Below are 23,868 nucleotides of genomic sequence, written 5' to 3'. Positions count from 1 at the left end.
TCACCACCTGTACCAGCGTCCCCTTCCTCCGGAGGCGGACGTGCCGCGCACCAGGAAGCCGAGGAGCCACAGCACCAGGACGACCAGTGCCACGTACCAGAGAACTTCGACCGCGAACCCGGCGCCGAAGAGAATCAGCACCAGGAGCAGGACCAGCAGGATGGGAACCATGACCGAACCTCCTGCTGGTCCGGGTTTCCGTGATGTGATGTTTCAGGCCGGTTTGCGGCAGAGAATTTCTCCGTGCAGTACGGCGAACCAGCCGTCCTCCTGCCGCCCCCACTCCCGCCAGGCCGCCTCGATCTCCCGGAGCCGCTCCCGTGTGGCGTGACCGCCCCGCGTCGCCCGTTCGGCGTATGCGGAGGCGACCGTCCGGTCCGCCCACAGCCCGCTCCACCAGGCCCGTTCCTCCGCCGTCGCGTAGGTCCAGGTGGCGGAGCCGGCCGTGATGTCGGTGAGCCCGGCGCGCAGCGCCCAGGACTTCAGCCGGCGTCCCGCGTCGGGCTCGCCGCCGTTGGCCCGGGCCACCCGGCGGTACAGCTCCAGCCAGTCGTCCATGCCCGGGGACTCGGGGAACCAGGTCATCGCCGCGTAGTCGGAGTCGCGGACGGCGATCAGGCCGCCCGGCCTGGTCACCCGGACCATCTCGCGCAGCGCCTGCACCGGATCGCCGACGTGCTGGAGCACCTGGTGGGCGTGCACCACGTCGAAGGTGCCGTCGGGGAAGTCCAGGGCGTGGACGTCCGCGACCGCGAAGTCCACGTTGTCCAGGCCGCGTCCGGCGGCCGTGGCGCGGGCCTGCTCCAGGATGCCGGGCGCCTGGTCCGCGCCGGTGACATGACCGTCCGGGACCAGGGCGGCCAGGTCCGCGGTGATGGTGCCCGGACCGCAGCCGATGTCCAGGACGGTCATGTCCGGCTTCAGCGAACCGAGGAGATAGGCCGCCGAGTTGGCGGCCGTGCGCCAGGTGTGCGAGCGCAGTACCGACTCATGGTGTCCGTGCGTGTAGACGGCGGTCTCCCGTGCCTTCGGCATGGCCGTTCCCCTTCCACGAGGTCCGTGCGGTCCGTGAGTGCGTCCTCGAACCGTACGCGACCATGCCGAATGATGAGACCGCCGTCTTGAATGGTGGACGCGCCGGGGTGTGCGCCGGGGGCTCGCTCAGTGCATCGGTACCGGCCGGTAGACCGTCAGCGCCTCCGGGAGCTTGCGGAGCGTCAGGTCCCCGTGCGCCTCGGCGACTTCGCCGTCGTACGCGAGGAGGGTCCCCGGCGCGATGCCCTCCACCCGCAGCCGTCGTACGCGGACCGCCGCGTGCGCCGGGGTGCGGGTCAGCGGGCCGGCGAGGGCCGCCGCCAGCAGCCGCAGCGCCGGGCGCCGGCCGCCGTGCACGACCCGGACGTCCAGCAGCCCGTCGGCCAGGTCGAAACGCCGGGCCGGGGCGAGGCCGAGTCGGTGGTAGGTGCCGTTGCCCGCGAACAGCAGCCAGATCGGGCGCGGCCTGCCCTCGAAGGTGGCCTGGAGCGGATGACGGTCGGCCCGCAGGACCCGCAGGGCGGCGATCACCCCCGCCGGCCAGCCGCCGACCGCCTTCTCCCAGCGCTCGCGCTCCCGCACCAGCTCGGGGTACACGCCCAGGCTGAACGTGTTGACGAAGTGGCCCTCCGTGTCACCGCTCCTGAAGTGCCCGAGGTCCACCCGGACGGCCTCGCCGTGGCGCACCGCGCGGCCCAGGTCGCGCACGTCCTCCACACCCAGGTCGGACGCGAAGTGGTTGAGCGTGCCGCCCGGGAGCACGGCGAGGGGGAGGCCGTGGCGCAGGGCCACCTCGGCGGCGGCGTTCACCGTGCCGTCACCGCCGCACACCCCCAGCACGCGCGCGTGCGCGGCGGCCTTCTCCAGCTCGGCCCGCACGTCCTGCGGCGCGCACTCCACGGTCTCGGCGCCCGGGAGCACGTCCCGCAGGGCCCGCACCCGGTCCGACGTCCCCGAGGCGCGGTTGGCGACCACGACCAGGCCGTCCCCGTCCGCCAGCGCGGGCGCGTCCACGTACGGACGGCCGGGCGGCGGGAGCTGGTCGCGGGTCGGCACCAGACCCCGTACGGCGTAGGCGGCGCCCACGCCCAGCGCGGCGCCCACCAGGACGTCGCTCGGGAAGTGCACGCCCGTGTACACGCGCGACAGCGCCACGGCCGTCGCCAGCGGCGCCACCGCCGCGCCCCAGCCGCGCGACTCCAGGGCGACGCCGGCCGCGAAGGCGGCCGCCGAGGCGGAGTGGCCCGAGGGGAAGGACGTGGTGATCGGCTGCCGCTTCAGATGCCGGGCCGCCGGGACGTTGTCCAGCACCGGGCGGGGGCGCCGCACGGTCCGCTTGCCGAGCGTGTTGATCGTCGCCGAGGCGAGGGCCAGCGAGGCCACGCCCCGGACGGCGGCCCTGCGGGCGCGCGGACTGCGGGTCGCCGCGATCGCCGCCGCCGTCGCGAACCACAGCACCCCGTGGTTCGCGGCGCGGCTCAGCTTCGGCAGGAGGGGGTGCGCGCCCGGCCAGTCGCGGGTCGCCACCGCGTCGAACAGGCGGCTGTCCGCGGCGAGGAAACGGTCCCGGAGGATGTGGTGGCCCGGGGGGCGGACGGTGAGGTCGACGTCTGGGGTCATGGTCCACGGGTACCCCATGCGGCCCGGAGCGTGTCGGGCGGGGTCGCGATCGGCGGCGGGGCGCGGGCGACCGGCCGGCGCCCCGCGGCGCCGTGGGAACGGGTGCCCGGATCATGGATGCCCGGGAAATGGATTTGCCCGCTCGTTCCCCCGCCTCGGACAATGCGCCCCATGGGACATCTCGAAGCCGCTCATCTGGAGTACTACCTGCCGGACGGGAGGGCTCTGCTCGGGGACGTGTCCTTTCGGGTGGGGGAGGGGGCCGTCGTCGCCCTCGTCGGGCCCAACGGCGCCGGCAAGACCACCCTGCTGCGGCTGATCTCGGGGGAGTTGAAACCGCACGGCGGTTCGGTGACCGTGTCCGGGGGGCTCGGGGTGATGCGGCAGTTCGTGGGGTCCGTACGGGACGAGTCGACCGTGCGGGACCTGCTGGTGTCGGTGGCGCAGCCGAGGATCAGGGAGGCCGCGAAGGCGGTCGACGCCGCCGAGCACGGGATCATGACCGTGGACGACGAGGCGGCCCAGATGCGGTACGCGCAGGCCCTCTCCGACTGGGCCGAGGCGCGCGGCTACGAGGCCGAGACGCTGTGGGACATCTGCACCACGGCCGCGCTCGGGGTGCCGTACGAGAAGGCGCAGTGGCGGCAGGTGCGCACGCTCTCCGGCGGTGAGCAGAAGCGGCTCGTGCTGGAGGCGCTGCTGCGCGGCACCGACCAGGTGCTCCTGCTCGACGAGCCCGACAACTACCTCGACGTGCCCGGCAAGCGCTGGTTGGAGGAGCGGCTGAAGGAGACCCGCAAGACCGTCCTGTTCGTCTCGCACGACCGGGAGCTGCTGGCGCGCTCCGCCGAGAAGATCGTCAGCGTGGAACCGGGACCGGCGGGCGCGGACGCCTGGGTGCACGGCGGCGGGTTCGCCACCTACCACGAGGCGCGGTCGCGGCGGTTCGAGCGCTTCGAGGAGCTGCGCAGGCGCTGGGACGAGAAGCACGCCCAGCTGAAGAAGCTGGTGGCGACACTGCGCCAGATCGCGGAGAACAGCCCGGACATGGCCTCGCGCTACCGGGCGGCCCAGACCCGCCTGCGCAAGTACGAGGAGGCCGGGCCGCCCCCGGAGCCGCCGCGCGAGCAGGACATCACGATGCGGCTCAAGGGCGGCCGCACCGGCGTGCGGGCCGTCACCTGCGAGGCCCTTGAGCTGACCGGGCTGATGAAACCCTTCGACCTGGAGGTCTTCTACGGCGAACGGGTCGCCGTGCTCGGCTCCAACGGCTCGGGCAAGTCCCACTTCCTGCGGCTGCTCGCCGGCGGCGACGTGGCCCACACGGGGCGGTGGAAGCTCGGTGCCCGGGTCGTGGCGGGGCACTTCGCGCAGACGCACGCCCATCCGGAGCTGATGGGACGCCCGCTGCTCGACATCCTGTGGAAGGAACACGCCCAGGACCGGGGCGCGGCCATGTCCCGGCTGCGGCGCTACGAACTGACCGGACAGGCCGAGCAGTCCTTCGACCGGCTCTCCGGCGGCCAGCAGGCCCGCTTCCAGATCCTCCTCCTGGAGCTGCAGGGCGTCACCGCCCTCCTCCTCGACGAGCCCACCGACAACCTCGACCTGGAGTCGGCGGAGGCCCTGCAGGAGGGTCTGGAGGCTTTCGAGGGCACCGTCCTCGCGGTCACCCACGATCGCTGGTTCGCTCGTTCGTTCGACCGCTATCTGGTCTTCGGTTCCGACGGCCACGTACGGGAGACCCCGGAGCCCGTGTGGGACGAGCGGCGCGTCGAGCGCGCCCGCTGAGGCCCCGGCCCGTCCTCGGCCCCCGTCCGCGCGGGGGCCCGGGAACCCGGACCTTCGTACAGTGGAGGGAGGACCACCGAGATCGGGGTACCACCATGACCGGAGTGCACCCGGACCAGCTCGACGACCAGCAGCTGATGAAGGAGCTGGAGTCGATCCACCGCACACGTCACGACACCCTGCTGCACGGGTCGACCGAGGCGCTGCGCACCCACAACGAGCGGATGGCGCTCCTGGAGGGCGAGTACCTGCGACGCCACCCGCGCCGGCCGGTCGTGCGGGGCCGTACCCGCGACGGCGCACGGGATCGAGGACCGGCGGGACCATGACGCCCGACACGACCGCGCGTGCGCTGCTGGCCCGGCACACGCAGGCGCAGGACCTCTTCGGCGCGCGGGTCCACGCCGTCCGCGACGACCAGTGGGGCGCGGACACGCCCTGCGCCGAGTGGTCGGTCCGCGACCTCGTCAACCACCTCGTCTCCGAGCAGCTGTGGGTGCCCTCGCTGGTACGGGACGGCTGCATGATCGAGGAGGTCGGCGACACCTTCGAGGGGGACCTGCTGGGCACCGACCCGGCGGCCTCCTGGGACACCGCCGCGCACTCCGCGCGGGAGGCGTTGTCGGCCCCCGGCGCGCTGGAGCGCACGGTCCACCTGTCCTACGGCGACACTCGGGCGACCGCGTACTGCGCGCAGATGGTCGCCGATCTCGTCGTGCACGCGTGGGACCTGTCCCGGGCGATCGGGGCGGACGAGCGGCTGCCGGGGGAGTTGGTGCGGTTCGCGGTCGACGAGATCGCTCCGTACGCCGGTGACCTGGAGAAGAGCGGGCTGTTCGCGGCGCCGGTGGCTCCGCCGGCGCGGGCGGACGCGCAGACCAGGTTGTTGTGTCTGCTCGGGCGGCGGCCCTGACGGCCGTTCGGTACGCGGGACCAAGGGGCCGTTCAGAAGTCGGGGCCGGTAGGTGCGTCGTGGGGTGCGGGCGCGTCGTGGAAGATCGCGTAGTTCCCCGCGCCCCTGAAGGGCCGGATCCGCCCCCTCGGGGCGACCCGGCCCTTCCCCGCCGTCGTCAGCAGTGGGTCGGCGGGCGGTCCCAGTGGCGGTGGGCCGCTATCGCCGCCACGAACCGACCGGTGAAGTCCTCGCTCGCGGTGCCCTGGGCCGTGTCCGTCACCACGCCCCGGTCCGCCACCACATGGTGGAACTCGGACGAGAGCCGGACACCCTCCGGACGGAGGGCGGCGACGACCCCGACGCCGGACCCCAGGGCGCCGATCGGCTTGCCGTGCCGGTAGGCGTCGCGGACGAAGCGCATCGCGTCGGGGTCGGCGGCCTGGGACGGGGTGCCGACCGGGCCGCCGGGCAGGAACACCGCGTCGTACAGGACGGACGCCACCGTCGGCAGGGCCCGGTCCACGGTGTACTCCGCGCCGTCCGCGCCCCGTACGGTGCCGTCCCGGGCCGCGAGGGCCTCCACGATCGCGCCCTCGGCCGCCAGCGCCTCCCGCACACCGGTCACCTGCTCGGCGTCCACCCCGTCGGAGACCAGTACCGCGATCCGGCGGGTGCGGATGGAACCGGGGCCGCGCTGCGCCTCCAGGCTGAGAGCCGGAGAGCTGAGCTTGTACGCCCCCGGCCCGGCGTCCGCCGGGACGGGCACCCCGATGCCCTTCGCCACCTCGGCCGCCAGCTCCGGGTCCACCTTGACCAGTTGCTCCACCGTACGGGCCCGGACGGCCAGGGCTCCCACCTTGCCGAGTTCGAAGCGGAAGGCGGCGACGATGTGCTGCTTCTCCCAGGGCGCCATGCTGTTCCAGAACAGGGCGGCCTGGCTGTGGTGGTCCTTGAAACTCTCGCTGCGGCGGCGGATCTTGGCACCGTCGACGCGCTCGGCGAGGTGCGTGTAGGCGTGCGGGTCGACGCCCGCGTGGGCCGGGCAGCCCCCGCCGAGGGAGTTCGGGAAGTAGTTCGTGCCGCGATGGATCGCCGACTGGTGGTAGCCGTCGCGCTGGTTGGTGCGCACCGGCGCCACCGGGCGGTTCACCGGCAGCTGGGAGAAGTTCGGACCGCCCAGGCGGATCAACTGGGTGTCCAGGTAGGAGAAGTTGCGGGCCTGGAGGAGCGGGTCGTTGGTGAAGTCGATGCCCGGCACGACGTTGGCGGTGTGGAAGGCCACCTGCTCGGTCTCGGCGAAGAAGTTCTCGGGGTTGCGGTCCAGGACCATGCGGCCGATCGGCCGCACCGGCACCTGCTCCTCCGGGATGACCTTCGTGGCGTCGAGCAGATCGAAGTCGAAGGCGAACTCGTCCTCCTCCGGCACGAGTTGGACCCCCAGCTCCCATTCCGGGTACTCGCCGGCCTCGATCGCGTCCCACAGGTCCCGGCGGTTGAAGTCCGGGTCCCGGCCCTGGCACTCCTGCGCCTCGTCCCACACCAGCGAGTGCGTGCCCAGCTTCGGCTTCCAGTGGAACTTCACGAACGTGCCCCGCCCGTCGGCGGTCACGAAACGGAAGGTGTGCACGCCGAAGCCCTGCATCATGCGGTAGCTGCGCGGGATCGCCCGGTCGGACATCAGCCACATGATCGCGTGCAGGGTCTCCGGCTGGAGCGACACGAAGTCCCAGAGCGTGTCGTGGGCCGAGGCACCCGTCGGGATGTCGTTGTGCGGCTCCGGCTTCACCGCGTGCACGAAGTCGGGGAACTTGATGCCGTCCTGGATGAAGAAGACCGGGAAGTTGTTCCCGACCAGGTCGTAATTGCCCTCCGACGTATAGAACTTGGTCGCGAAACCGCGCACGTCCCGTACCGTGTCCGCCGAGCCGCGCGGCCCCTGCACGGTCGAGAACCGTACGAAGACCGGGGTGCGGACCGAGGGGTCCTGGAGGAACGCGGCACGGGTGAACTCCGCGCAGGACTCGTACGGTTCGAAGTAGCCGTACGCGCCCGCGCCCCGGGCGTGGACCACCCGCTCCGGTATCCGCTCGTGGTCGAAGTGGGTGAGCTTCTCCCGGAAGTGGAAGTCCTCCATCAGGGTCGGCCCGCGCTCGCCGACGGTCAGGGAGTCGTCGGTGTGGTCGACCGTCACGCCCTGGTCGGTGGTGAGGGGACCCGACGCCGGGTCGTCCGGGTGGGCGGCCTCGCGCTGTTCCCGCTTGCGGTCCATGGGGGAGGTCATCGGGCGGCCTCCTGGGCGAACACGTCGAGGAACGCCGCGCAGAACGCCTTGAGGTCGTCCGGCCTCCGGCTGGTGACGAGCTTGGCCGGGCCGTGGTCGCAGACGCGCACCTGCTCGTCGACCCAGGTGCCGCCCGCGTTGCGGATGTCCGTCCGCAGGCTCGGCCACGAGGTCAGGACCCGGCCCCGGACCACGTCCGCCTCGACCAGCGTCCACGGCGCGTGACAGATCGCCGCGACCGGACGGCCCCGCTCGAAGAACTCCCGCACGAAGGAGACGGCTCGCTCGTCCATGCGCAGGGCGTCCGGATTGGCCACGCCGCCGGGCAGGACCAGCGCGTCGAACGAGTCGGCCGCGACCTCGCCCACCACGGCGTCCACCGGGAACGTGTCCGCCTTGTCGAGATGGTCGAAGCCCTGCACCTCCCCGGACTCCGTCGACACCAGGACGGGCTCGTGCCCGGCGTCCTTCGCCGCCTGCCACGGTTCGGTCAGCTCGATCTGCTCGACACCCTCGGGTGCGGTCAGGAATGCGATACGCATGAGTCCTCGGTCCTCTCGTCGTGTGGTGTCGTGCCGCTCGGACGGACCGCCGCGACCCCCGCCCCGACTGCGGAGGGACGTCCGCGTCGGCGTGGCCCTGCCCGCAGTACCCGCGAGCAGGGGGCCTATGTGTCCTGCCCGGGCGCTGATTCCGTGCCGTTCCGCGCGGCGTCCGCGGTGTCGGCCACCGCCTGTGCGAGCGCGTGTGCCGAGTCGTAGCGCGCGGTCCGCGGCAGCCGCTCCAAGGGCTCCACGAGCGCGTCCGGGGCGTGCCGGTCCCGCAGGGTCCCGATCAGCTCCCGAGGGCCCGCGGGGAAGGACGTACGGCCCAGGACCCGGGCCAGCTCCAGTTGCAGTGCCGCCACTCGCGAGGGGGCGCGGCCGGGCGTCACCGGCCCGTACGCGACCTCCGGGTCGTCCTCGGCGTAGGGCTCCGGGTCGTGCCACTCCTCCGTCCGTGTGGGATGCCCGGAACGGAGCAGTCCCTGGAGTTCCTGCTTCATCTCGTCGTCGCGGTGGGCGCTCAGCCGGTTGCTGCCTCGCTGCATGACTCCCCTTGGATCGTCGGTGGCCCCCGCGTACCCGAACGCCGCACGGCGACACGGACGCACCGCGTCCGGTTCCTCGCGCCGCCCGGGTTTGTCCCGCCGCGCGGCGGAGACCCGGCGAGACGCCCCCCCCCATCGCGCGTTTCCCGGGGAAGGACCGGACTCATGGTGGCTGTCGTCGTGCTCATTCCCCTGCTCATGCTCGGCGTCGTCCTGGCGCTGGGCCGCTACGAGGAGCTGCTGCTGCCCCCCGCCGAGCCGGCCGACCGGCCGGAGCCGGCCGTGCCGGTCCGCTGAACGGCGACGGCCCCCTCCCGGTCACGCCTCCTTGCCGCCCCGGTCCCTGGCCTGGTTGCCGGGCAGGAACTCCTGCAGCTTGGCCTTGAAGCCCTGCTTGACCACGGCAGCCCGGTCGGCGTCGCCCTTGAGGAGCGAGGCGGCCGTGGCCTCCATCTGCTCCCAGGTGGCGTGCGGCGGGATCGGCGGCACCGCAGGGTCGGTGACGAACTCGACCACCGCAGGACCGTCCGCCGCCAGGGCCGCGCGCCAGCCCGCCTCCACGTCCTCGGGCTTCTCCACCCGGATGCCGGTCAGCCCCAGCGAACGCGCGAACGCGGCGTACTGCACGTCCGGCAGCTCCTGCGAGGGCAGGAACGACGGTTCGCCGCCCATCGCCCGCAGCTCCCACGTCACCTGGTTCAGGTCGTGGTTGTTCCAGACGCCCACCACCAGCCGCGGATCCTCCCAGCGGTCCTGGTACTTGGCCGCCGTGATCAGCTCGGCCATGCCGTTCATCTGCATCGCGCCGTCCCCGACCAGGGCGATCGCCGGCCGGTCCGGGTGCGCGAACTTCGCGCCGATCGCGTACGGCACCCCGCAGCCCATCGTCGCCAGCGTGCCCGACAGCGAACCGCGCATGCCGTCCCGCATGGTGATGTGCCGGGCGTACCAGTTCGCCGTCGAACCGGAGTCCGAGGAGATGATCGCGTCGGGCGGCAGCAGCGCGTCGAGGGTGTGCGCCACCAGCTCCGGGTTGACGGGGTCGGCCGACAGCTCCGCCCGGCGCGCCGTCACCTCGCGCCAGCGCGCCACGCCCGCGCACACCTCGTCGAACCACTCCCGGCCGCGCTCCGGATCGATCAGCGGGATCAGCCGCTCCAGCGTCGCCTTCGCGTCCCCGACCAGGTTCACCTCGTACGGATAGCGCATCCCGACCATGTGCGGGTCGATGTCGATCTGCACGGCCCGCGCCTTGCCGAAGTCCGGCAGGAACTGCGAGTAGGGGAACGAGGAGCCGATGGTCAGCAGCGTGTCGCAGTCACGCATCAGCTCGTACGAGGGGCGGGTGCCCAGCAGGCCGATCGAGCCGGTGACGTACGGCAGTTCGTCGCTCAGCGCGTCCTTGCCGAGGAGGGCCTTTGCGACGCCCGCGCCGAGCAGTTCGGCGATCCGCGCGACCTCGGCGCGGGCCCCGGCGGCGCCCTGCCCGATGAGGATCGCGACCTTGTCCCCGGCGTTCAGGATCTCGGCGGCCCGCTCGACCGACTCCCGGGAGGGCACCGCCGTCCAGGAGCCGCGGTCCAGGCTGGAGGGGACCATCTTGAACTCGTGGGTGGGCGGTGCGTACTCCAGCTCCTGCACGTCCCCGGGGACGATGACGGCCGTCGGCGCGCGACGGGCGTACGCCGTGCGGATCGCCCGGTCGAGGACGTTCGGCAGCTGCTCGGGCACGGTCACCGTCTCGACGAAGTCCGAGGCCACGTCCTTGAACAGGGTGTGCAGGTCCACCTCCTGCTGGTACGAGCCGCCCATCGCGCTGCGGTGCGTCTGGCCGACGATCGCGACCACGGGCACATGGTCCAGCTTGGCGTCGTACAGGCCGTTGAGCAGGTGGATCGCGCCGGGGCCCGAGGTCGCCGCGCACACTCCGAGGCGGCCGGAGAACTTCGCGTACCCGACGGCCTGGAACGCGGACATCTCCTCGTGCCGCGACTGGATGAAGCGGGGCCGGTCCTCGGCCCGCCCCCAGGCCGCGAGCAGCCCGTTGATGCCGTCGCCCGGGTAGCCGAATACCTGTTCGACTCCCCAGGCGCGCAGCCTCCGCAAGATGTGATCGGCGACCGTGGTGCTCATACTGGAACCTCCAGGGGTGTGATCTCCCCGGCGAGTGACCCCCCGGTGGAATGAAAAACCCCGTATGTGTTTGGCCCGCATGATCCGGGGGAGGCGCATAACTAGTGCTTCGGACAGGAGGCACGTCCGTGGAAGAGGCGATTCCCCTCACGGGTGTGTCATTTCCTGTCACGTCCGCGCCCCCACGGTGACCGTCCATCCCAGAAGCACCACCCAGGGAGTTGCGACGCACCATGCGTACCCAGGCGAAGCACCACCCCCACGACGACGCCCCCGACACGGCCGAGGACTTCCGCACCCTGGCCGCCCTTCCGCCCGGTCAGCAGCGTGACACGCTGCGTGACCGGATCATCGAGGCGTGGCTCCCCATGGCCGAACGGCTCGCGGGACGGTTCCGCAGCCGCGGCGAGAGCTACGAGGACCTCCGGCAGGTCGCGTCGCTCGGCCTGGTCAAGGCCGTCGACCGCTACGACCCCGAACTCGGCAACGCCTTCGAGAGCTATGCGGTGCCCACCATCACCGGTGAGATCAAGCGGCACTTCCGGGACCACATGTGGACCCTGCACGTGCCGCGCCGGGTCCAGGACCTGCGCAACCGCGTGCGGTTCGCCACCCAGGACCTGTCCCAGACCATCTCCGGGCGCCGGCCCACCGTGGCGGAGATCGCCGAGCACGCGCGCATGAGCGAGGAGGACGTCCAGGTCGGGCTCGAGGCCCTGGAGAGCTTCACGGCGCTCTCGCTGGACGCGGAGCTGCCGGGGAGCGAGGACGGCTACTCGCTCAGCGACGCGCTGGGGTCCGCCGACCCCGCGCTGGACACCGTGGTGGACCGGGAGGCCGTCAAGCCGCGGCTGGCGGCGCTTCCGGAGCGGGAGCGGGCCATCCTGTACATGCGGTTCTTCGGTGACATGACCCAGAGCAAGATCGCCGACGAGTTGGGGATCTCGCAGATGCATGTGTCGCGGCTGATCAGCCGGTGCTGCGACCGGCTCCGCGACCAGGTGATGCGGGACGCCTCCTAGCGGCTCGGGGTGCTGCTGCGCCACCCCCTGCCTCGGGCTCCCACGTGGGCGGCCGACCGTGAACCGGTCGGCCGCCCACGTGGTGGTGCGGGGGGCGGGGCATGCCAGAAGGGGGCGCGCCGTCTCGTTTCGGCTGAACCGGGCGCGGGATTCCGGCGTCCACGGGGCGGCCGGAGGGCCGGCGTTGTGCCGGGTCCGTCGTTCGTGCGCCGGGGAGTCCTGGCCGGGGCTCCTGTCCTGCTTCGAGGCGCGCGGGCGGGGCGACTGCCGGCCCCCCCGGGGGGTGGCCGGGCCTCTGCCCTGTTCCCGGGTGTGCGGCCAGAGTCCCTGCTTGTCTTGCCGGCCGGCAGCCGGGGCTCCTGCTTGTCCCGCGGGCTGTGGCCGGGGTGTGTGTCCTTTTCCAGAGGCACGCGGGCGGGGCGCCTGCCCTGTTCCCGGGCCTGCGGCCGGGGCCCCTGCTTGTCTTGCGCCCCGGCGGGCCGGGGCGTCTGCTCGTCCCGCGGGGTGGACGGGGCGCCTGCTCCCCCTGCGGGGTGAACGGGGCGCCTGCACCTCCTGCGGGGTGGACGGGGCGTTGTCCTGTCTCCAGGCCCGCGGCTGGGCTCCTGCTTGTCCCAGGGGCTGTGCCCGGGTTGCCTGTCCTGTGTCCAGGCCCGCGGCTGGGCTCCTGCTTGTCCCAGGGGCTGTGCCCGGGTTGCCTGTCCTGTGTCCAGGCCCGTGGCCGGGCATCTGCTCGTCCGAGGGTGCCGGCGGGGTGCCTGCCTGTCCTCGGCCGCAGCCCCCGGGCTCACCTGCCTGCCTGTCCTCGGCCGCGGCCCCCGGGCTCACCTGCCTGCCTGCCTGCCTGCCTGTCCTCGGCCGGGGCCCCGGGCCGGCGTGGCCGCCTGTCGGCCCGGTGCGGAGCGCGGCGTCACCCACTCGGCGGCTCGTGTCCCGCGAATGGTGCCCGGCCGCGCGCGCCCCGCCGGGCGCGGCGCTCTGATGGACGCGGGGCACGGCGGTCGTGCCCTGCCCGCCGGAGCCGGCCGAAGGAGCCCCACCCATGCGCCGCAGAGCCCGTGTCCTGTCCGCCACCGCCCTGATCGGTGCCGTCCTGGGCGCCGCCGCCCCGCCCTCCTTCGCCGATCCCGCGGCCGAGGTGAACCCGCACTCCGTGGCACCGGGCGGCACGCTCACGTTCTCCGTCTCCTGCGACCCGACCGGCGGCCCCGCCCCCGAGACCATCGACGCCAGCTCCCAGGCCTTCGAACAGGGCACCGTCACGCTGCAGCGGCTCCCTGGCAACGACGACTCCGCGGGCGGCCCCTCCTACCAGGGCACCGCCAAGATCGCGCCGGCCGCCGACTTCGAGACCGGCGCCGACGCGGCGAACTCCGCCACCGAGTGGGGTGTCGACGGCGTCTGCCCGGCGGCCCCGGGCGGCGAGGGCAGACAGTGGAGCGCCACCTTCGACGTCACAGCCGGCGGCGACGCCCCGCTCCAGGACCTGGAGCGGTACCCCAGCCACCCGCCGACGCACCAGCCCACGAAGGACCCGCATCAGCCGTCCCACCGGCCCGGCCACCCCACCGACCACCCCTCCGCTCCCGTCCAGCGGGGCGTCCACGCGGGCGGCGGCGGTGCCTTCACCGACTCCGTTCCGGCCCTGGCGGCGGGCGGCCTGCTCGTCGTGGGGGCACTGGGCGCGGCCGTCCACCGGCTGCGCCGCCGCGACCGGGGGACGCCGCCCGTGTGACCGGCGCGACGCGTACGGGCGCCCATGGGGCGCGTGAGCCTGGGTACTGACCAGCCGAGGGCGCGTACGGCGCCGTTCCCGGCACGACGGCGACGCGTGCGGCACGACGCACCACGACTGCGCGGAGGCATCCATGCGGGGCACGGAACCGGAGGGGCACGGCCCGGTCCGCTACGGCCCGCCCCTCCCCGCCCAGGGCCTGCCCGTACTCCCCGAACTGGCCGCCGTGCTCTCCGCCGCGGCGAGCGATCCCCGCGCCGTGCCGCCCGGAGGCGACGCCGCCCTGCTGGAGGCCGCCTGCGGCTACTGGGACCGCCGCGGACTGCCCACCACCCCGGAGCGGACCGCCGCCGCCCCCGGCGCACCCGCCCTGCTCCTCGCGCTGACCGCCGCGATCGGCGGCGACGTCCTGCTTCCCCGGCCGTGCGCCGCCTGGTGGGAGCCGCAGGCACGGGCGCTCGGCCGGTCCGTCTTCCCGGTGGCCACCCCCGCCGAATGCGGAGGCGTGCCGGACCCGTACGCGCTGCTGGAGACCGTGCGCAGGATCCGGGCCGAGGGCGGTGACCCCCGGCTGCTCGTGCTGTGCGTCGCCGACGACCCGACCGCCACCGTCGCCCCGCCCGAACTGGTGCACGAGACCATGGAGGCGGCGGTGGGGGAGGGGCTGCACCTGGTCAGCGACGAGACCTGGCGCGACACCGTGCACGATCCCCACGACACCGTGCTCCTCAGCCCCGCCGAGATGCTGCCCGACCGGGTCACCGTCGTCACCGACCTCGCCGGACCCTTCCTGCCGCCGGGCTGGCCCGCCGCGGTCGCCCGGTTCCCCGCGAACGGGGAGGGGGCGGGGCTGCGCGACCGCGTCCTGGACGTGCTCACCGCGCTGGGCGCCCGGGTCGCCACCCCGGTCGCCGCGGCCGCCGCGTACGCCCTGGCCGAGCCCGCCCCCGTCACCGAGCGGCTCACCGCCGCCGTACGCCTGCACGCGCGCCTCGCCGCCGCCGCGCACCGGGCCGTCGTGGCCGCCGGGGCGCTCGCCCTGCCGCCGCGCGCCGGACGCCATCTGTACGCCGACCTCGCCCCCCTGCGGTCCTCGCTCGCCGCGCACGGCGTCGGCGACGCCCAGGAGGCGGAGGACTTCCTCGGCGCCCGGCTCGGGATGCCCGCGCCGGGCGGCCACCGGTTCGGGGACGATCTCGGGGCGCTGCGCGTCCGGCTGTCCACCGCCGCGTTCCTCGGCGGCACCGAGGGGGAGCGCGCCGGGGTCCTCGCCGCCTCCGACCCCTTGGAACTCCCGCATGTGGAACGTGCGTTGACAGTCTTCGGAGCGGCTCTGGAGAGCCTTCGATGACGTCCCTTCTTCGTGACGACGCTCGGCGACGGGAGCCTCCTCGATGACGCAGCAGTCCGAGTCGACCACCTCTTCCCCCCTCTCCTCCCCGTCCGGGACGCGGAGCGAGCCGACCTCCGCCCGCCCCCTCTCGCCCCCGCCGCTCGCCGAGCCCCGCCCGCTCGGCGAGCGGCGCCACTGGCCCCGTTCCTTCGCCGACCGGCTGACCACACCCCTGCCCGGGCTGAAGGCCCTCGCCCGGTTCGCCCGCGAGGGCTCGGTCCGCCCCGGCCCCGAGGGCCTCGTCGGCATCCCGCGACTGCCGTACGAGCCCGGCCCGCTGCCCCGGGTCGACGCGCGTACCGTCGCCGTCTCCTGGGCCGGGCACGCGAGTTGGGTGGTGCGGATCGGCGGGCTCACCGTCCTCACCGACCCCGTCTGGTCGCGCCGGATCCTCGGCACCCCGGCCCGGATCACCCCTGTCGGCCTCGACTGGGACGCACTGCCCCGGGTGGACGCCGTCGTCATCAGCCACAACCACTACGACCACCTCGACGCCCCCACCCTGGCCCGGCTCCCGCGCGACACACCGGTCTTCGTGCCCGCCGGGCTCGGCCGCTGGTTCCGGCGGCGCGGGTTCGGCCGGGTCACCGAGCTGGACTGGTGGGAGGCGGCCGAACTGCACGGCGTCCGCCTCGACTTCGTACCGGCCCACCACTGGTCCAAGCGCACCCTCACCGACACCTGCCGGTCGCTGTGGGGCGGCTGGGTCCTCACGGCCCCGGACGGCAGGCGCCTCTACTTCGCCGGCGACACCGGCTACGGCCACTGGTTCTCCCTCATCGGCCGCCGCTATCCCGGTATCGACCTCGCCCTGCTGCCGATCGGCGCCTACGACCCCCGCTGGTGGCTCAGCGACGTCCACTGCGACCCGGAGGAGGCCGTCCGCGCCTTCCAGGACCTGGGCGCCCGGCGCATGGCCCCCATGCACTGGGCCACGTTCGTCCTGTCCGCGGAACCGGTCCTGGAACCCCTGACGCGGGTGCGGGCGGCGTGGCGGGCGGCGGGCCTGCCCCGGGAGGACCTCTGGGACCTGCCGATCGGCGCCTCCCGGGTCCTCGACCGACCCGGCGGACCGGTCAGCGGACCAGCCGCCGCCACATCCCCGGTGCCACGCTGAGCAGCAACGTCAGCACCACCGCCGCCAGCACGCCCTCCCAGGGCTCCTTGAACAGCGACCCGCCCAGGATGCCGATCAACTGGTAGGTCACGGCCCACGCCAGGCAGGCCGGCAGGTTCCCCCGCGCGAACCGCCGCAGCGGCATCTTCGCCAGCAGACAGGCCAGCATCACCGGGATACGGCCCGCCGGCATCAGCCGGGACAGCACCAGCACGGCCACCCCGTGGTCGTCCAGCTTCGCCTGCGCCTGCGCCAGCCGGTCCTCGGGCGCCCGCCGGCGGATCGCCTCCAGCCAGCGCGAGCCATTCTTCGAGCCCATGCCGCGCCGCCCCAGCCAGTACAGCGCGATGTCGCCGAGGAACGCGGCGACCGACGCCACCACGAACACCAGCAGCAGCGAGAACGGCGCCTCCTGATGGAACGCCACCACCGCCGCCGAACTGACCAGCGCCCCGGTCGGCACCACCGGCACCAGCGCTCCGACCAGCACCAGCAGGAACAGCGTCGGATAGCCGATCGCCTGCTGGGTGGAGGCGTACGACCCGGGCGTGTTCACGGTGGCCAGCAGTATCACCGGGCCTCCTCCACGAGCCGTGCGGCCCCCGTCGGCCGGTGTCTCATCGCGCCACCCCCGGGCGAACACTCTCCCCGTGTTCCAGCCGGTGCACCGCCACACCGGGAGCGTGTGCGGCGGCGAGCCGGACGAACTCCTCACCGGGGGCATGGAATTCATGGGGGCGCACGGCGTCCATTCCGATCGGCCAGTACGTGCCGTAGTGCACGGGAACCGCGCTCCGGGGCGCGAGCAGCGCAAGCGCCTGGGCCGCGCGCCCCGCGTCCAGATGGCCCTCGCCGAGATACGGCCCCCAGCCGCCGACCGGCAACAGTGCCACGTCGACGGGCCCGACCTCCTCGGCCATCTCCCGGAACAGCCCGGTGTCCCCGGCGAAGTACGTCCGCGCGTCGCCCTCGACGACGAAACCGAGCGCCGGCGAACGGTGCGGCCCGACCGGCAGCCGCCGCCCGTCGTGCCGGGCGGGCACGGCACGGACGACCAGGTCACCGACGTTCAGCTCGTCCCCGGCCGCCACCTCGCACAGGCGCAGATGCGCCAGCCTGCGCAGCCCCGGCACCTGGCGCGACGCGCCCTTGGGCAGCACCACCCGGGTGCCCGGGGCGAGTCGGGACAGCGAGGGAACGTGCAGATGGTCGGCGTGCAGATGCGACACCAGCGCGACGTCCGCGACCGCGGCCGCCGCCGGGGGTGGCGCACCCCGGCGCCTGCGCAGATGCGCGAGCCGGCGCGCGAACAGGGGGTCGGTGAGCACTCTCGTGCCCGAATCCTCCACGGTGCAGGTCGCATGGCCCCACCAGGTGATCTCCACCGGCACTCCGTTCGCCTCCTTCGCGCTACTCCCCCGAGCCTACGGGCTGGAGTAGGGTCTGCGGCCTGGGCCTGTCCGGCGGATCATGCCGTGGACGGGCGTGCCGGACCCCGCGTCCGCGGCTCGTTCCGCCGGAGGGGCTCCGGGACCCGGAGGGTGAGGGGGACACCATGGGAGACGAGGCGGACGCCGGCGGCGCCCCCGGCCCGGCCTGCCAGGAGGCGGTGCGCGGGTACGGCGGGGCGGCGGGACGCCCGGCGGTGGTGCGCGTCGCGGCCATAGCGAGCCTGACCCCGCTGGAGGAGCTGGAGGCGGACCCCTTCCTGGTCGACTCCCGCAGCCAGCACGCCATGTGCGCCCGCTGGGCCGCCGAGCGCGGGTACGTGGTGACGCGCGAACTGCTGGTGCGCGCGCTGCGCCCCGACCACTGCGCCCTGTGGGCCGACGTCGACGCCGGTCTCGTCGACCTCTTCGTCGCCCCCAGCCGCCGCGTCCTCGAACGCGCCCTCGCCTCCGTCGAGGACTTCACCGCCGAGTGCGCCCGGCGCGGCATCCGCGTCGAGACCGTGGGGCGCGCCGAACCCGCCTACGACGCCCAGATGAAGGCCCGCGTCCACCGCCGCCTGTCCATGCCGACGGCGGGCTACGACGGCCGCTGAGCGGCGGCGCGTCCCTGCGCCCGTGCCACCCCCGAACGCCACCCCGGCGCCCCCACCCGGTATGACAGTCTGGGCCCACGGACAGGACGTGAGGTGACCGGACCGTGGGCGGTGGACGTTGGCGGAGAGTACTGAGCGGTGTCGGGCGCATGCTCGCCGTCTGGGCGGTGTCCACCCTGACCATGCTCGTGCTCGCGGGCGCGCTCCCCGACTTCCGGCTCCAGTCCGAGTCCGGTGAGAGCGCCACCCAGATCGCCGTCACCGCGGCGCTCGGCGCCGGCGCGTTCGGTCTGCTCTCCGCCCTCGTGTGGCCGCTGCTGGTGCGGGCACTGCTGCTGGTGCCGGCGCTCGTCCTCGGTCTGCTCGTCTTCTTCCTCAACGGGTCGCTGCTGCTGCTCGCCCTGCGCATCAGCCCCTCCGGCCAGGGGGAGGCCGCCCCGGAGACCGCGGTGGTGGTCGCCGCGGTGATGTCCGCCGTCGCCTCGGCCACCGGCGGCGCCCTCGCCGTACGGGACGACGACGCCTACCGGCGCCGCCTGTACCGGCTGGCCGACCGCCGCCGCCGGACCGCCGACGGCGGCCCGGGGCCGGCCAGCCCCGGAACCGTCTTCCTCCAGCTCGACGGGGTCGGCCACGACGTGCTGGAGGCGGCCGTGGAGAAGGGCCTGATGCCGACCGTCGCCGCCTGGCTCGGCCACCCGGCGGACGGCACGCCCCGCCCCCGCCCCACCCACCGCCTCACCCCGTGGCGCACCGACTGGTCCAGCCAGACCGGCGCCAGCCAGCTCGGCATCCTGCACGGCTCCAACCACGACGTGCCGGCCTTCCGCTGGTACGAGAAGGACACCCGGGAGGTGATGGTCTGCAACCGGCCCTCGGGCGCCGCCGAACTCCAGCGCCGGGCCATCGACCGCACCGGCGACGGCGGTCTGCTCACCGTCGACGGCGCCAGCCGGGGCAACCTCTTCAGCGGTGGCGCGGAGCAGCTCGCGCTGGTCCTGTCGATCGCCGCCCGCCGGGGCCGGCGCACCCGTTCCCGGGCCGGGTACTTCGCCTACTTCTCCGACCCGGCCAACGCGGTCCGCACCGCCATGTCCTTCGTCGCCGACGTCCTGCGGGAGATCGGCCAGTCCACCCGCGCCCGGTGCGCGCGGCAGCGGCCCCGCGTCAAGCGCGGCGGCCTCTACCCGTTCATCCGCGCCTTCGCCACCGTCGTCGAGCGCGATGTCGTCGTCGCCGCGGTGATCGGGGACATGTTCGCGGGCCGCGCGGCGATCTACGCGGACCTGGTGGCCTACGACGAGGTCGCCCACCACTCCGGCCCGCACAGCCGCGACGCCGCCCAGGTCCTCGAACGCCTCGACCGTTCCCTCGCGCTGATCGCCCAGGTCGCCGGACACGCCCCGCGCGCCTACCGGATCGTCCTCCTCTCCGACCACGGCCAGAGCCCCGGCGAGACCTTCCTCGGCCGCTACGGCCTCACCCTCGGCAACCTGGTCCGCGCCGGCTGCGGCCTGCCCGTGCCGCGCCGGGCCCGGCGCACCCACAGCGGCGCCGAGGCCCGCACGGCCGTCCGGGCCGCGCTGCGCATCCCCGGCGAGGAACGCGTGGAGGAGCACCCGACCACGCGCCGCTCGGAGCCGGTCGTCCTCGCCTCCGGCAACCTCGGCCTCGTCTCCTTCCCGGACGTCCCGCACCGGATGAGCCGCGAGGAGATCGACGCCCGCCACCCCGCCCTGCTCTCCACCCTCGCCAACCATCCGGGCATCGGCTTCGTCCTCGTCCGCAGCGAGGAGCACGGCGGTGTCGTGCTCGGCGCGCACGGCGCGGAGGTCCCGGTGGGCGAGCTGAGCGACGAACACCCCGGCCCGCTCGCGGACTTCGGTCCCGGCGCCGCCGACGCCGTCCGCCGCACCCACGGCTTCCCGCACACCGCCGACATCATGGTCAACTCCTGGTACGACCCCGCCGAGGGCGAGGTCCACGCCTTCGAGGAACAGATCGGCTCCCACGGCGGCCTCGGCGGCTGCCAGTCCCGGCCCTTCCTGATGTCCCCCCTCGCCCTCTCCGAGCCGACGGGGGACGGCGAGGACCTGGTCGGCGCCGAACACGTCCACCGCGTGCTCAGACGGTGGCTGCGGGAGGCGAACGGCCCCCAGGTCCCGCTGGCGGAGCCCGGCGCGCCCGCCCGGGGCGCGGGCGATCGCGTGACGAGCCACGAGGACCCCGCACCCGCCAGGGAAGAGAACCCGGCGGACGCGTAGGGCCTGTCGCCCGGTGTTCAGGGGGAGATGAGGTCCGGACGGCCCCGAGTGTGATCGGATGGGGGCACGGAACCCGGCAACGGGACCTCATCGAAAGGACTCATCGTGGCAACCACGCGCACCGCACACACGGTCTGGGAAGGCGAGCTCCTCAAGGGCACCGGCACCGTCACCTTCGACTCCTCCGGCATCGGTTCGCAGCCGGTGTCGTGGCCGTCGCGCGCGGAGCAGGCGAACGGCAAGACCAGCCCCGAGGAACTGATCGCGGCCGCCCACTCCAGCTGCTTCTCCATGGCGCTCTCGCACGGCCTCACCGGCGCGGGCACCCCGCCCACCCGCCTGGAGACGAAGGCCGACGTGACCTTCCAGCCCGGTGAGGGCATCACCGGCATCCACCTCACCGTCCGCGGCGAGGTCCCCGGCCTGGACGCGGCCGGCTTCCAGGAGGCGGCCGAGGGCGCAAAGAAGAACTGCCCGGTCAGCCAGGCCCTCACCGGCACGACGATCACGCTGACGGCCGAACTGGCCTGACGGCCTGCTTCGCGCGCCCCGTCGACGCCCCGTTGACAAGAACCCACTCAAGTTTTGTGCTGGTGCCGAGAACACCGGGCGGAACCTTGCGGGAAGGGGACGGCGATGGGGCGTGCGGTCGGGGTCGATCTCGGGACCACGAACTCGGTGGTGGCCGTGCTGGAGGGCGGCGAGGCGACGGTCGTCGCCAACGCGGAGGGGCAGCGGACCACACCGTCGGTGGTGGCGTTCGCCAAGAACGGCGAGGTCCTGGTCGGCGAGGTCGCCAAACGGCAGGCCGTGACGAACGTGGAGCGCACCGCACGCTCCGTCAAGCGGCACATGGGCGACGGGAGTTGGCGCTTTCCCGACGGCCGGGGTGCGGTGGACGGCACCCGCTACCGGGCCCAGGAACTGTCCGCGCGCGTCCTGCAGAAGCTGAAGCGGGACGCGGAGTCGTACCTCGGGGAGGACGTCACCGACGCCGTCATCACCGTGCCCGCCTACTTCGACGACGCCCAGCGGCAGGCGACCAAGGAGGCGGGCGAGATCGCGGGCCTGAAGGTCCTGCGGATCATCAACGAGCCCACGTCCGCGGCCCTCGCGTACGGCCTGGACCGGGGCGAGGAGCAGACCGTCCTCGTCTTCGACCTCGGCGGCGGCACCTTCGACGTCTCCCTCCTGGAGATCGGCGACGGGGTCATCGAGGTGAAGGCCACCAACGGCGACACCCGCCTCGGGGGCGACGACTGGGACCAGCGGGTCGTCGAGTACCTCGTCCAAGGGTTCCAGGGGCGGTACGGCGTCGACCTCGGCAGGGACAAGATGGCGCTCCAACGGCTGCGCGAGGGCGCCGAGAAGGCCAAGATCGAGCTGTCCAGCTCCTCCGAGACGTCCGTCAACCTGCCGTACATCACCGCTTCCACGGAGGGGCCGCTCCACCTGGAGGAGAAGCTGACCCGCGCCCGGTTCCAGGAGCTGACCGCCGATCTGCTCGACCGCTGCCGCACCCCCTTCCACCAGGCCGTCAAGGACGCGGGCGTGAAACTCGCCGCGATCGACCGGGTCGTCCTCGTCGGCGGCTCGACCCGGATGCCCGCGGTCGGTGACCTGGTGCGCGAACTCACCGGCAAGGACCCGCACAAGGGCGTCAACCCCGACGAGGTGGTGGCCGTGGGCGCCGCGCTCCAGGCGGGTGTCATCAGGGGCGACGTGAAGGACGTGCTGCTGCTCGACGTGACCCCGCTGTCCCTGGGCATCGAGACCAAGGGCGGCATCATGACCAGGCTCATCGAGCGCAACACGACGATCCCGACCCGCCGTTCGGAGATCTTCACGACGGCCGCCGACAACCAGCCCTCGGTCGGCATCCAGGTCTACCAGGGCGAGCGGGAGATCGCCGCGTACAACAAGAAGCTGGGCGTCTTCGACCTCACCGGCCTGCCGCCCGCGCCCCGAGGCGTCCCCCAGATCGAGGTGGCCTTCGACATCGACGCGAACGGCATCATGCACGTGTCGGCGAAGGACCTGGCGACCGGCCGCGAACAGAAGATGACGGTGACGGGCGGCTCGGCCCTTCCCAAGGACGACATCGACCGCATGATGCGGGAGGCCGAGCAGTACGCCGACGACGACCGCCGGCGCCGCGAGGCCGCCGAGACCCGCAACCACGCCGAGCAACTCGTGTACCAGACGGAGAAGTTCCTCCGGGAGAACACCGAACGTGTCCCCGCCGACAGCCGCGCCGAGGTCGAGTCCGCCGTCGCCGACCTGAAGCGCCTTCTGGAGACCCCCGAGGACACCGCCGCCCTGCGCGCCGCCACCGAGCACCTGGCGACCGTCAGCCAGCGCATGGGCCAGGCGATGTACACGGCGGCCGCGGCCGCCGCCGCCCCGGCCTCCGACGGACCGCGGCCCGGCCCCGCCGAGGAGGACGGTGTCGTCGACGCGGAGATCGTGGACGACGAGAAGGGACCGAAGGGGGGAGCGGCGTAGGGGGAGCCGCGTGGGCCGGCGGCCGGCCGGCGCTCGGCACCGGTCGCCGGTAGCGCCTCAGTACCGGTCGCGGTAGCGCCTCAGCAGGGTCCTCGTCCGCTCGGCGGACGCCGCGTGGGCGGCCATGTGGTCGAGGACCTCCAGGTGGAGCGCGACCTCGGTGCGGGAGTCGAGGTAGAGGGCGCCGGTGAGGTACTCGGTGTAGACCATGTCGGGGAGTTCCGGTTCGGCGAAGCGGAACAGCGAGAAGGGGGCGTAGGTACCGGGGTGGGGCCCGTCGGCGAACTCGCAGACCTGCAGGATGACGTGGTCCTTCTCGGTGATCTCCAGCAGCCGGTCGATCTGGTCGCGCATCACCTGGGAGCGGTTGCTCACCGGACGCATCAGGGCCGTCTCGTCCATGATCACCCACAGGTGCGGCGGCGTCTCCTGGATGAGGAGCTTCTGTCGCGCCATCCGCAGCGACACATGGCGTTCGATGGTCTCGGGACCGGTCCGGCCGACGGTCCCGGCCTCCATCACGGCACGCGCGTACTCCTCGGTCTGCAGCATGCCCGGCACGAAGTGCGGCTCGTACTGCCGGATCAGATGCGCCGCGCCCTCCAGGCTGACGTACACGCTGAACCAGTCGGGCAGCACGTCGTGGAACCGCTGCCACCACCCCGGTCTGTTCGCCTCCTCGGCGAGTGCCACGAACGCCGCGGCGTCCTCCTCGCCGACGCCGTACGTCGTCAGCAGGACCTGGACGTACGGGATCTTGAGCGCGACGTCGGCCGTCTCCATGCGCCGTACCGTCGCCGGGGCGACGTGGAGGACCCGCGCGGCCTCCTCGCGTCTGAGCCCGGCCGTCTCCCGCAGCTCCTGCAGACGTCTGCCGAGCACCACCTGGCCCACGGTCGGGGCGGGCCGCCGCTCACTCACGCCACGCCTCCCCACGGGCCGA

General features: G+C 73.6%; 22 protein-coding genes. 12 read left to right on the top strand and 10 right to left on the bottom strand.

The window, feature by feature from the left end; all coding sequences use genetic code 11:
- The 3 genes from PYR72_RS12025 to PYR72_RS12015 all read right to left on the bottom strand — a co-directional run bounded on the left by PYR72_RS12025 (position 1) and on the right by PYR72_RS12015 (position 2,655).
- Complete coding sequence (locus tag PYR72_RS12025; protein WP_005482372.1) at positions 1 to 171, bottom strand: hypothetical protein; 171 nt, start codon at positions 169 to 171, stop codon at positions 1 to 3.
- A 42-nt stretch (positions 172 to 213) separates the two neighbouring features.
- On the bottom strand, positions 214 to 1,035 hold the full coding sequence (locus PYR72_RS12020; protein WP_275455327.1) for a methyltransferase domain-containing protein: 822 nt from the start codon (positions 1,033 to 1,035) through the stop codon (positions 214 to 216).
- A gap of 126 nt (positions 1,036 to 1,161) precedes the next feature.
- Positions 1,162 to 2,655 carry a bifunctional phosphatase PAP2/diacylglycerol kinase family protein gene (locus PYR72_RS12015; protein ID WP_275455326.1) on the bottom strand — a complete coding sequence of 498 codons (1,494 nt, stop codon included), beginning with the start codon at positions 2,653 to 2,655 and terminating at the stop codon, positions 1,162 to 1,164.
- A 171-nt stretch (positions 2,656 to 2,826) separates the two neighbouring features.
- On the opposite strand from PYR72_RS12015, the gene PYR72_RS12010 reads away from it, so the two are divergent.
- The 3 genes from PYR72_RS12010 to PYR72_RS12000 all read left to right on the top strand — a co-directional run bounded on the left by PYR72_RS12010 (position 2,827) and on the right by PYR72_RS12000 (position 5,359).
- Positions 2,827 to 4,446 carry an ATP-binding cassette domain-containing protein gene (locus PYR72_RS12010; protein ID WP_275455325.1) on the top strand — a complete coding sequence of 540 codons (1,620 nt, stop codon included), beginning with the start codon at positions 2,827 to 2,829 and terminating at the stop codon, positions 4,444 to 4,446.
- 95 nt (positions 4,447 to 4,541) lie between these two features.
- On the top strand, positions 4,542 to 4,775 hold the full coding sequence (locus tag PYR72_RS12005; protein WP_012999581.1) for a DUF6158 family protein: 234 nt from the start codon (positions 4,542 to 4,544) through the stop codon (positions 4,773 to 4,775).
- Complete coding sequence (locus PYR72_RS12000; protein ID WP_275455324.1) at positions 4,772 to 5,359, top strand: TIGR03086 family metal-binding protein; 588 nt, start codon at positions 4,772 to 4,774, stop codon at positions 5,357 to 5,359. The genes PYR72_RS12005 and PYR72_RS12000 overlap by 4 nt, the downstream gene beginning before the upstream one ends.
- 157 nt (positions 5,360 to 5,516) lie before the next feature.
- Here the strand turns inward: PYR72_RS12000 and PYR72_RS11995 are convergent, their stop codons facing one another.
- The 3 genes from PYR72_RS11995 to PYR72_RS11985 all read right to left on the bottom strand — a co-directional run bounded on the left by PYR72_RS11995 (position 5,517) and on the right by PYR72_RS11985 (position 8,712).
- Positions 5,517 to 7,622: a catalase gene (locus PYR72_RS11995; protein ID WP_275455323.1), complete on the bottom strand. Its 2,106-nt coding sequence runs from the start codon at positions 7,620 to 7,622 to the stop codon at positions 5,517 to 5,519.
- On the bottom strand, positions 7,619 to 8,164 hold the full coding sequence (locus tag PYR72_RS11990) for a type 1 glutamine amidotransferase domain-containing protein (RefSeq protein ID WP_275455322.1): 546 nt from the start codon (positions 8,162 to 8,164) through the stop codon (positions 7,619 to 7,621). The genes PYR72_RS11995 and PYR72_RS11990 overlap by 4 nt, the downstream gene beginning before the upstream one ends.
- Positions 8,165 to 8,289: 125 nt before the next feature.
- A complete protein-coding gene (locus tag PYR72_RS11985) occupies positions 8,290 to 8,712 on the bottom strand; it encodes a DUF2795 domain-containing protein (protein ID WP_275455321.1) in 423 nt (140 codons plus the stop codon).
- A gap of 165 nt (positions 8,713 to 8,877) precedes the next feature.
- Between PYR72_RS11985 and PYR72_RS11980 the strand changes: the two genes are divergently transcribed.
- Positions 8,878 to 9,009 (top strand): hypothetical protein, encoded by a 132-nt coding sequence (locus PYR72_RS11980; RefSeq protein ID WP_275455320.1) that lies wholly within the window; start codon positions 8,878 to 8,880, stop codon positions 9,007 to 9,009.
- A gap of 21 nt (positions 9,010 to 9,030) precedes the next feature.
- Here the strand turns inward: PYR72_RS11980 and PYR72_RS11975 are convergent, their stop codons facing one another.
- Positions 9,031 to 10,845 carry a thiamine pyrophosphate-requiring protein gene (locus tag PYR72_RS11975; protein ID WP_275455319.1) on the bottom strand — a complete coding sequence of 605 codons (1,815 nt, stop codon included), beginning with the start codon at positions 10,843 to 10,845 and terminating at the stop codon, positions 9,031 to 9,033.
- A gap of 233 nt (positions 10,846 to 11,078) precedes the next feature.
- Here PYR72_RS11975 and PYR72_RS11970 point away from each other — a divergent pair, with 233 nt between their 5' ends.
- The 4 genes from PYR72_RS11970 (at position 11,079) to PYR72_RS11955 (ending at position 16,112) form a co-directional block, all read left to right on the top strand.
- Positions 11,079 to 11,867, top strand: a complete 789-nt coding sequence (locus PYR72_RS11970; RefSeq protein ID WP_275455318.1) for an RNA polymerase sigma factor SigF — start codon at positions 11,079 to 11,081, stop codon at positions 11,865 to 11,867.
- A gap of 1,042 nt (positions 11,868 to 12,909) precedes the next feature.
- Entirely contained in the window at positions 12,910 to 13,602 is a 693-nt protein-coding gene (locus PYR72_RS11965; protein ID WP_275455317.1) for a hypothetical protein, read from the top strand.
- Positions 13,603 to 13,735: 133 nt separating this feature from the next.
- Positions 13,736 to 14,953: an aminotransferase class I/II-fold pyridoxal phosphate-dependent enzyme gene (locus tag PYR72_RS11960; protein WP_275455316.1), complete on the top strand. Its 1,218-nt coding sequence runs from the start codon at positions 13,736 to 13,738 to the stop codon at positions 14,951 to 14,953.
- A gap of 43 nt (positions 14,954 to 14,996) precedes the next feature.
- On the top strand, positions 14,997 to 16,112 hold the full coding sequence (locus PYR72_RS11955) for an MBL fold metallo-hydrolase (RefSeq protein ID WP_275455315.1): 1,116 nt from the start codon (positions 14,997 to 14,999) through the stop codon (positions 16,110 to 16,112).
- Here PYR72_RS11955 and PYR72_RS11950 read toward each other — a convergent pair.
- Entirely contained in the window at positions 16,072 to 16,686 is a 615-nt protein-coding gene (locus tag PYR72_RS11950; protein WP_275455314.1) for a VTT domain-containing protein, read from the bottom strand. The two genes, PYR72_RS11955 and PYR72_RS11950, sit on opposite strands and share 41 nt — an antisense overlap.
- A gap of 43 nt (positions 16,687 to 16,729) precedes the next feature.
- Positions 16,730 to 17,503, bottom strand: coding sequence for an MBL fold metallo-hydrolase (locus PYR72_RS11945; RefSeq protein ID WP_275455313.1), 774 nt, complete (start codon positions 17,501 to 17,503; stop codon positions 16,730 to 16,732).
- Between the two features lie 164 nt (positions 17,504 to 17,667).
- Between PYR72_RS11945 and PYR72_RS11940 the strand changes: the two genes are divergently transcribed.
- From PYR72_RS11940 to dnaK, 4 genes are all read left to right on the top strand, one after another.
- Positions 17,668 to 18,156, top strand: coding sequence for a hypothetical protein (locus PYR72_RS11940; protein ID WP_275455312.1), 489 nt, complete (start codon positions 17,668 to 17,670; stop codon positions 18,154 to 18,156).
- A 149-nt stretch (positions 18,157 to 18,305) separates the two neighbouring features.
- Entirely contained in the window at positions 18,306 to 20,420 is a 2,115-nt protein-coding gene (locus PYR72_RS11935; RefSeq protein ID WP_275455311.1) for a phage holin family protein, read from the top strand.
- Between the two features lie 105 nt (positions 20,421 to 20,525).
- Positions 20,526 to 20,951, top strand: coding sequence for an OsmC family protein (locus PYR72_RS11930; RefSeq protein WP_012999567.1), 426 nt, complete (start codon positions 20,526 to 20,528; stop codon positions 20,949 to 20,951).
- Between the two features lie 105 nt (positions 20,952 to 21,056).
- Positions 21,057 to 22,925: a molecular chaperone DnaK gene (gene dnaK, locus PYR72_RS11925; RefSeq protein ID WP_275455310.1), complete on the top strand. Its 1,869-nt coding sequence runs from the start codon at positions 21,057 to 21,059 to the stop codon at positions 22,923 to 22,925.
- A gap of 57 nt (positions 22,926 to 22,982) precedes the next feature.
- Here the strand turns inward: dnaK and PYR72_RS11920 are convergent, their stop codons facing one another.
- A complete protein-coding gene (locus tag PYR72_RS11920) occupies positions 22,983 to 23,846 on the bottom strand; it encodes a helix-turn-helix transcriptional regulator (RefSeq protein ID WP_275455309.1) in 864 nt (287 codons plus the stop codon).
- Between the last annotated feature and the right edge of the window lie 22 nt (positions 23,847 to 23,868).

It is taken from the genome of Streptomyces sp. VNUA24, assembly GCF_029167005.1.
Taxonomy (GTDB): domain Bacteria; phylum Actinomycetota; class Actinomycetes; order Streptomycetales; family Streptomycetaceae; genus Streptomyces; species Streptomyces scabiei.
This window is presented reverse-complemented; position numbering and strand designations above follow the sequence as displayed.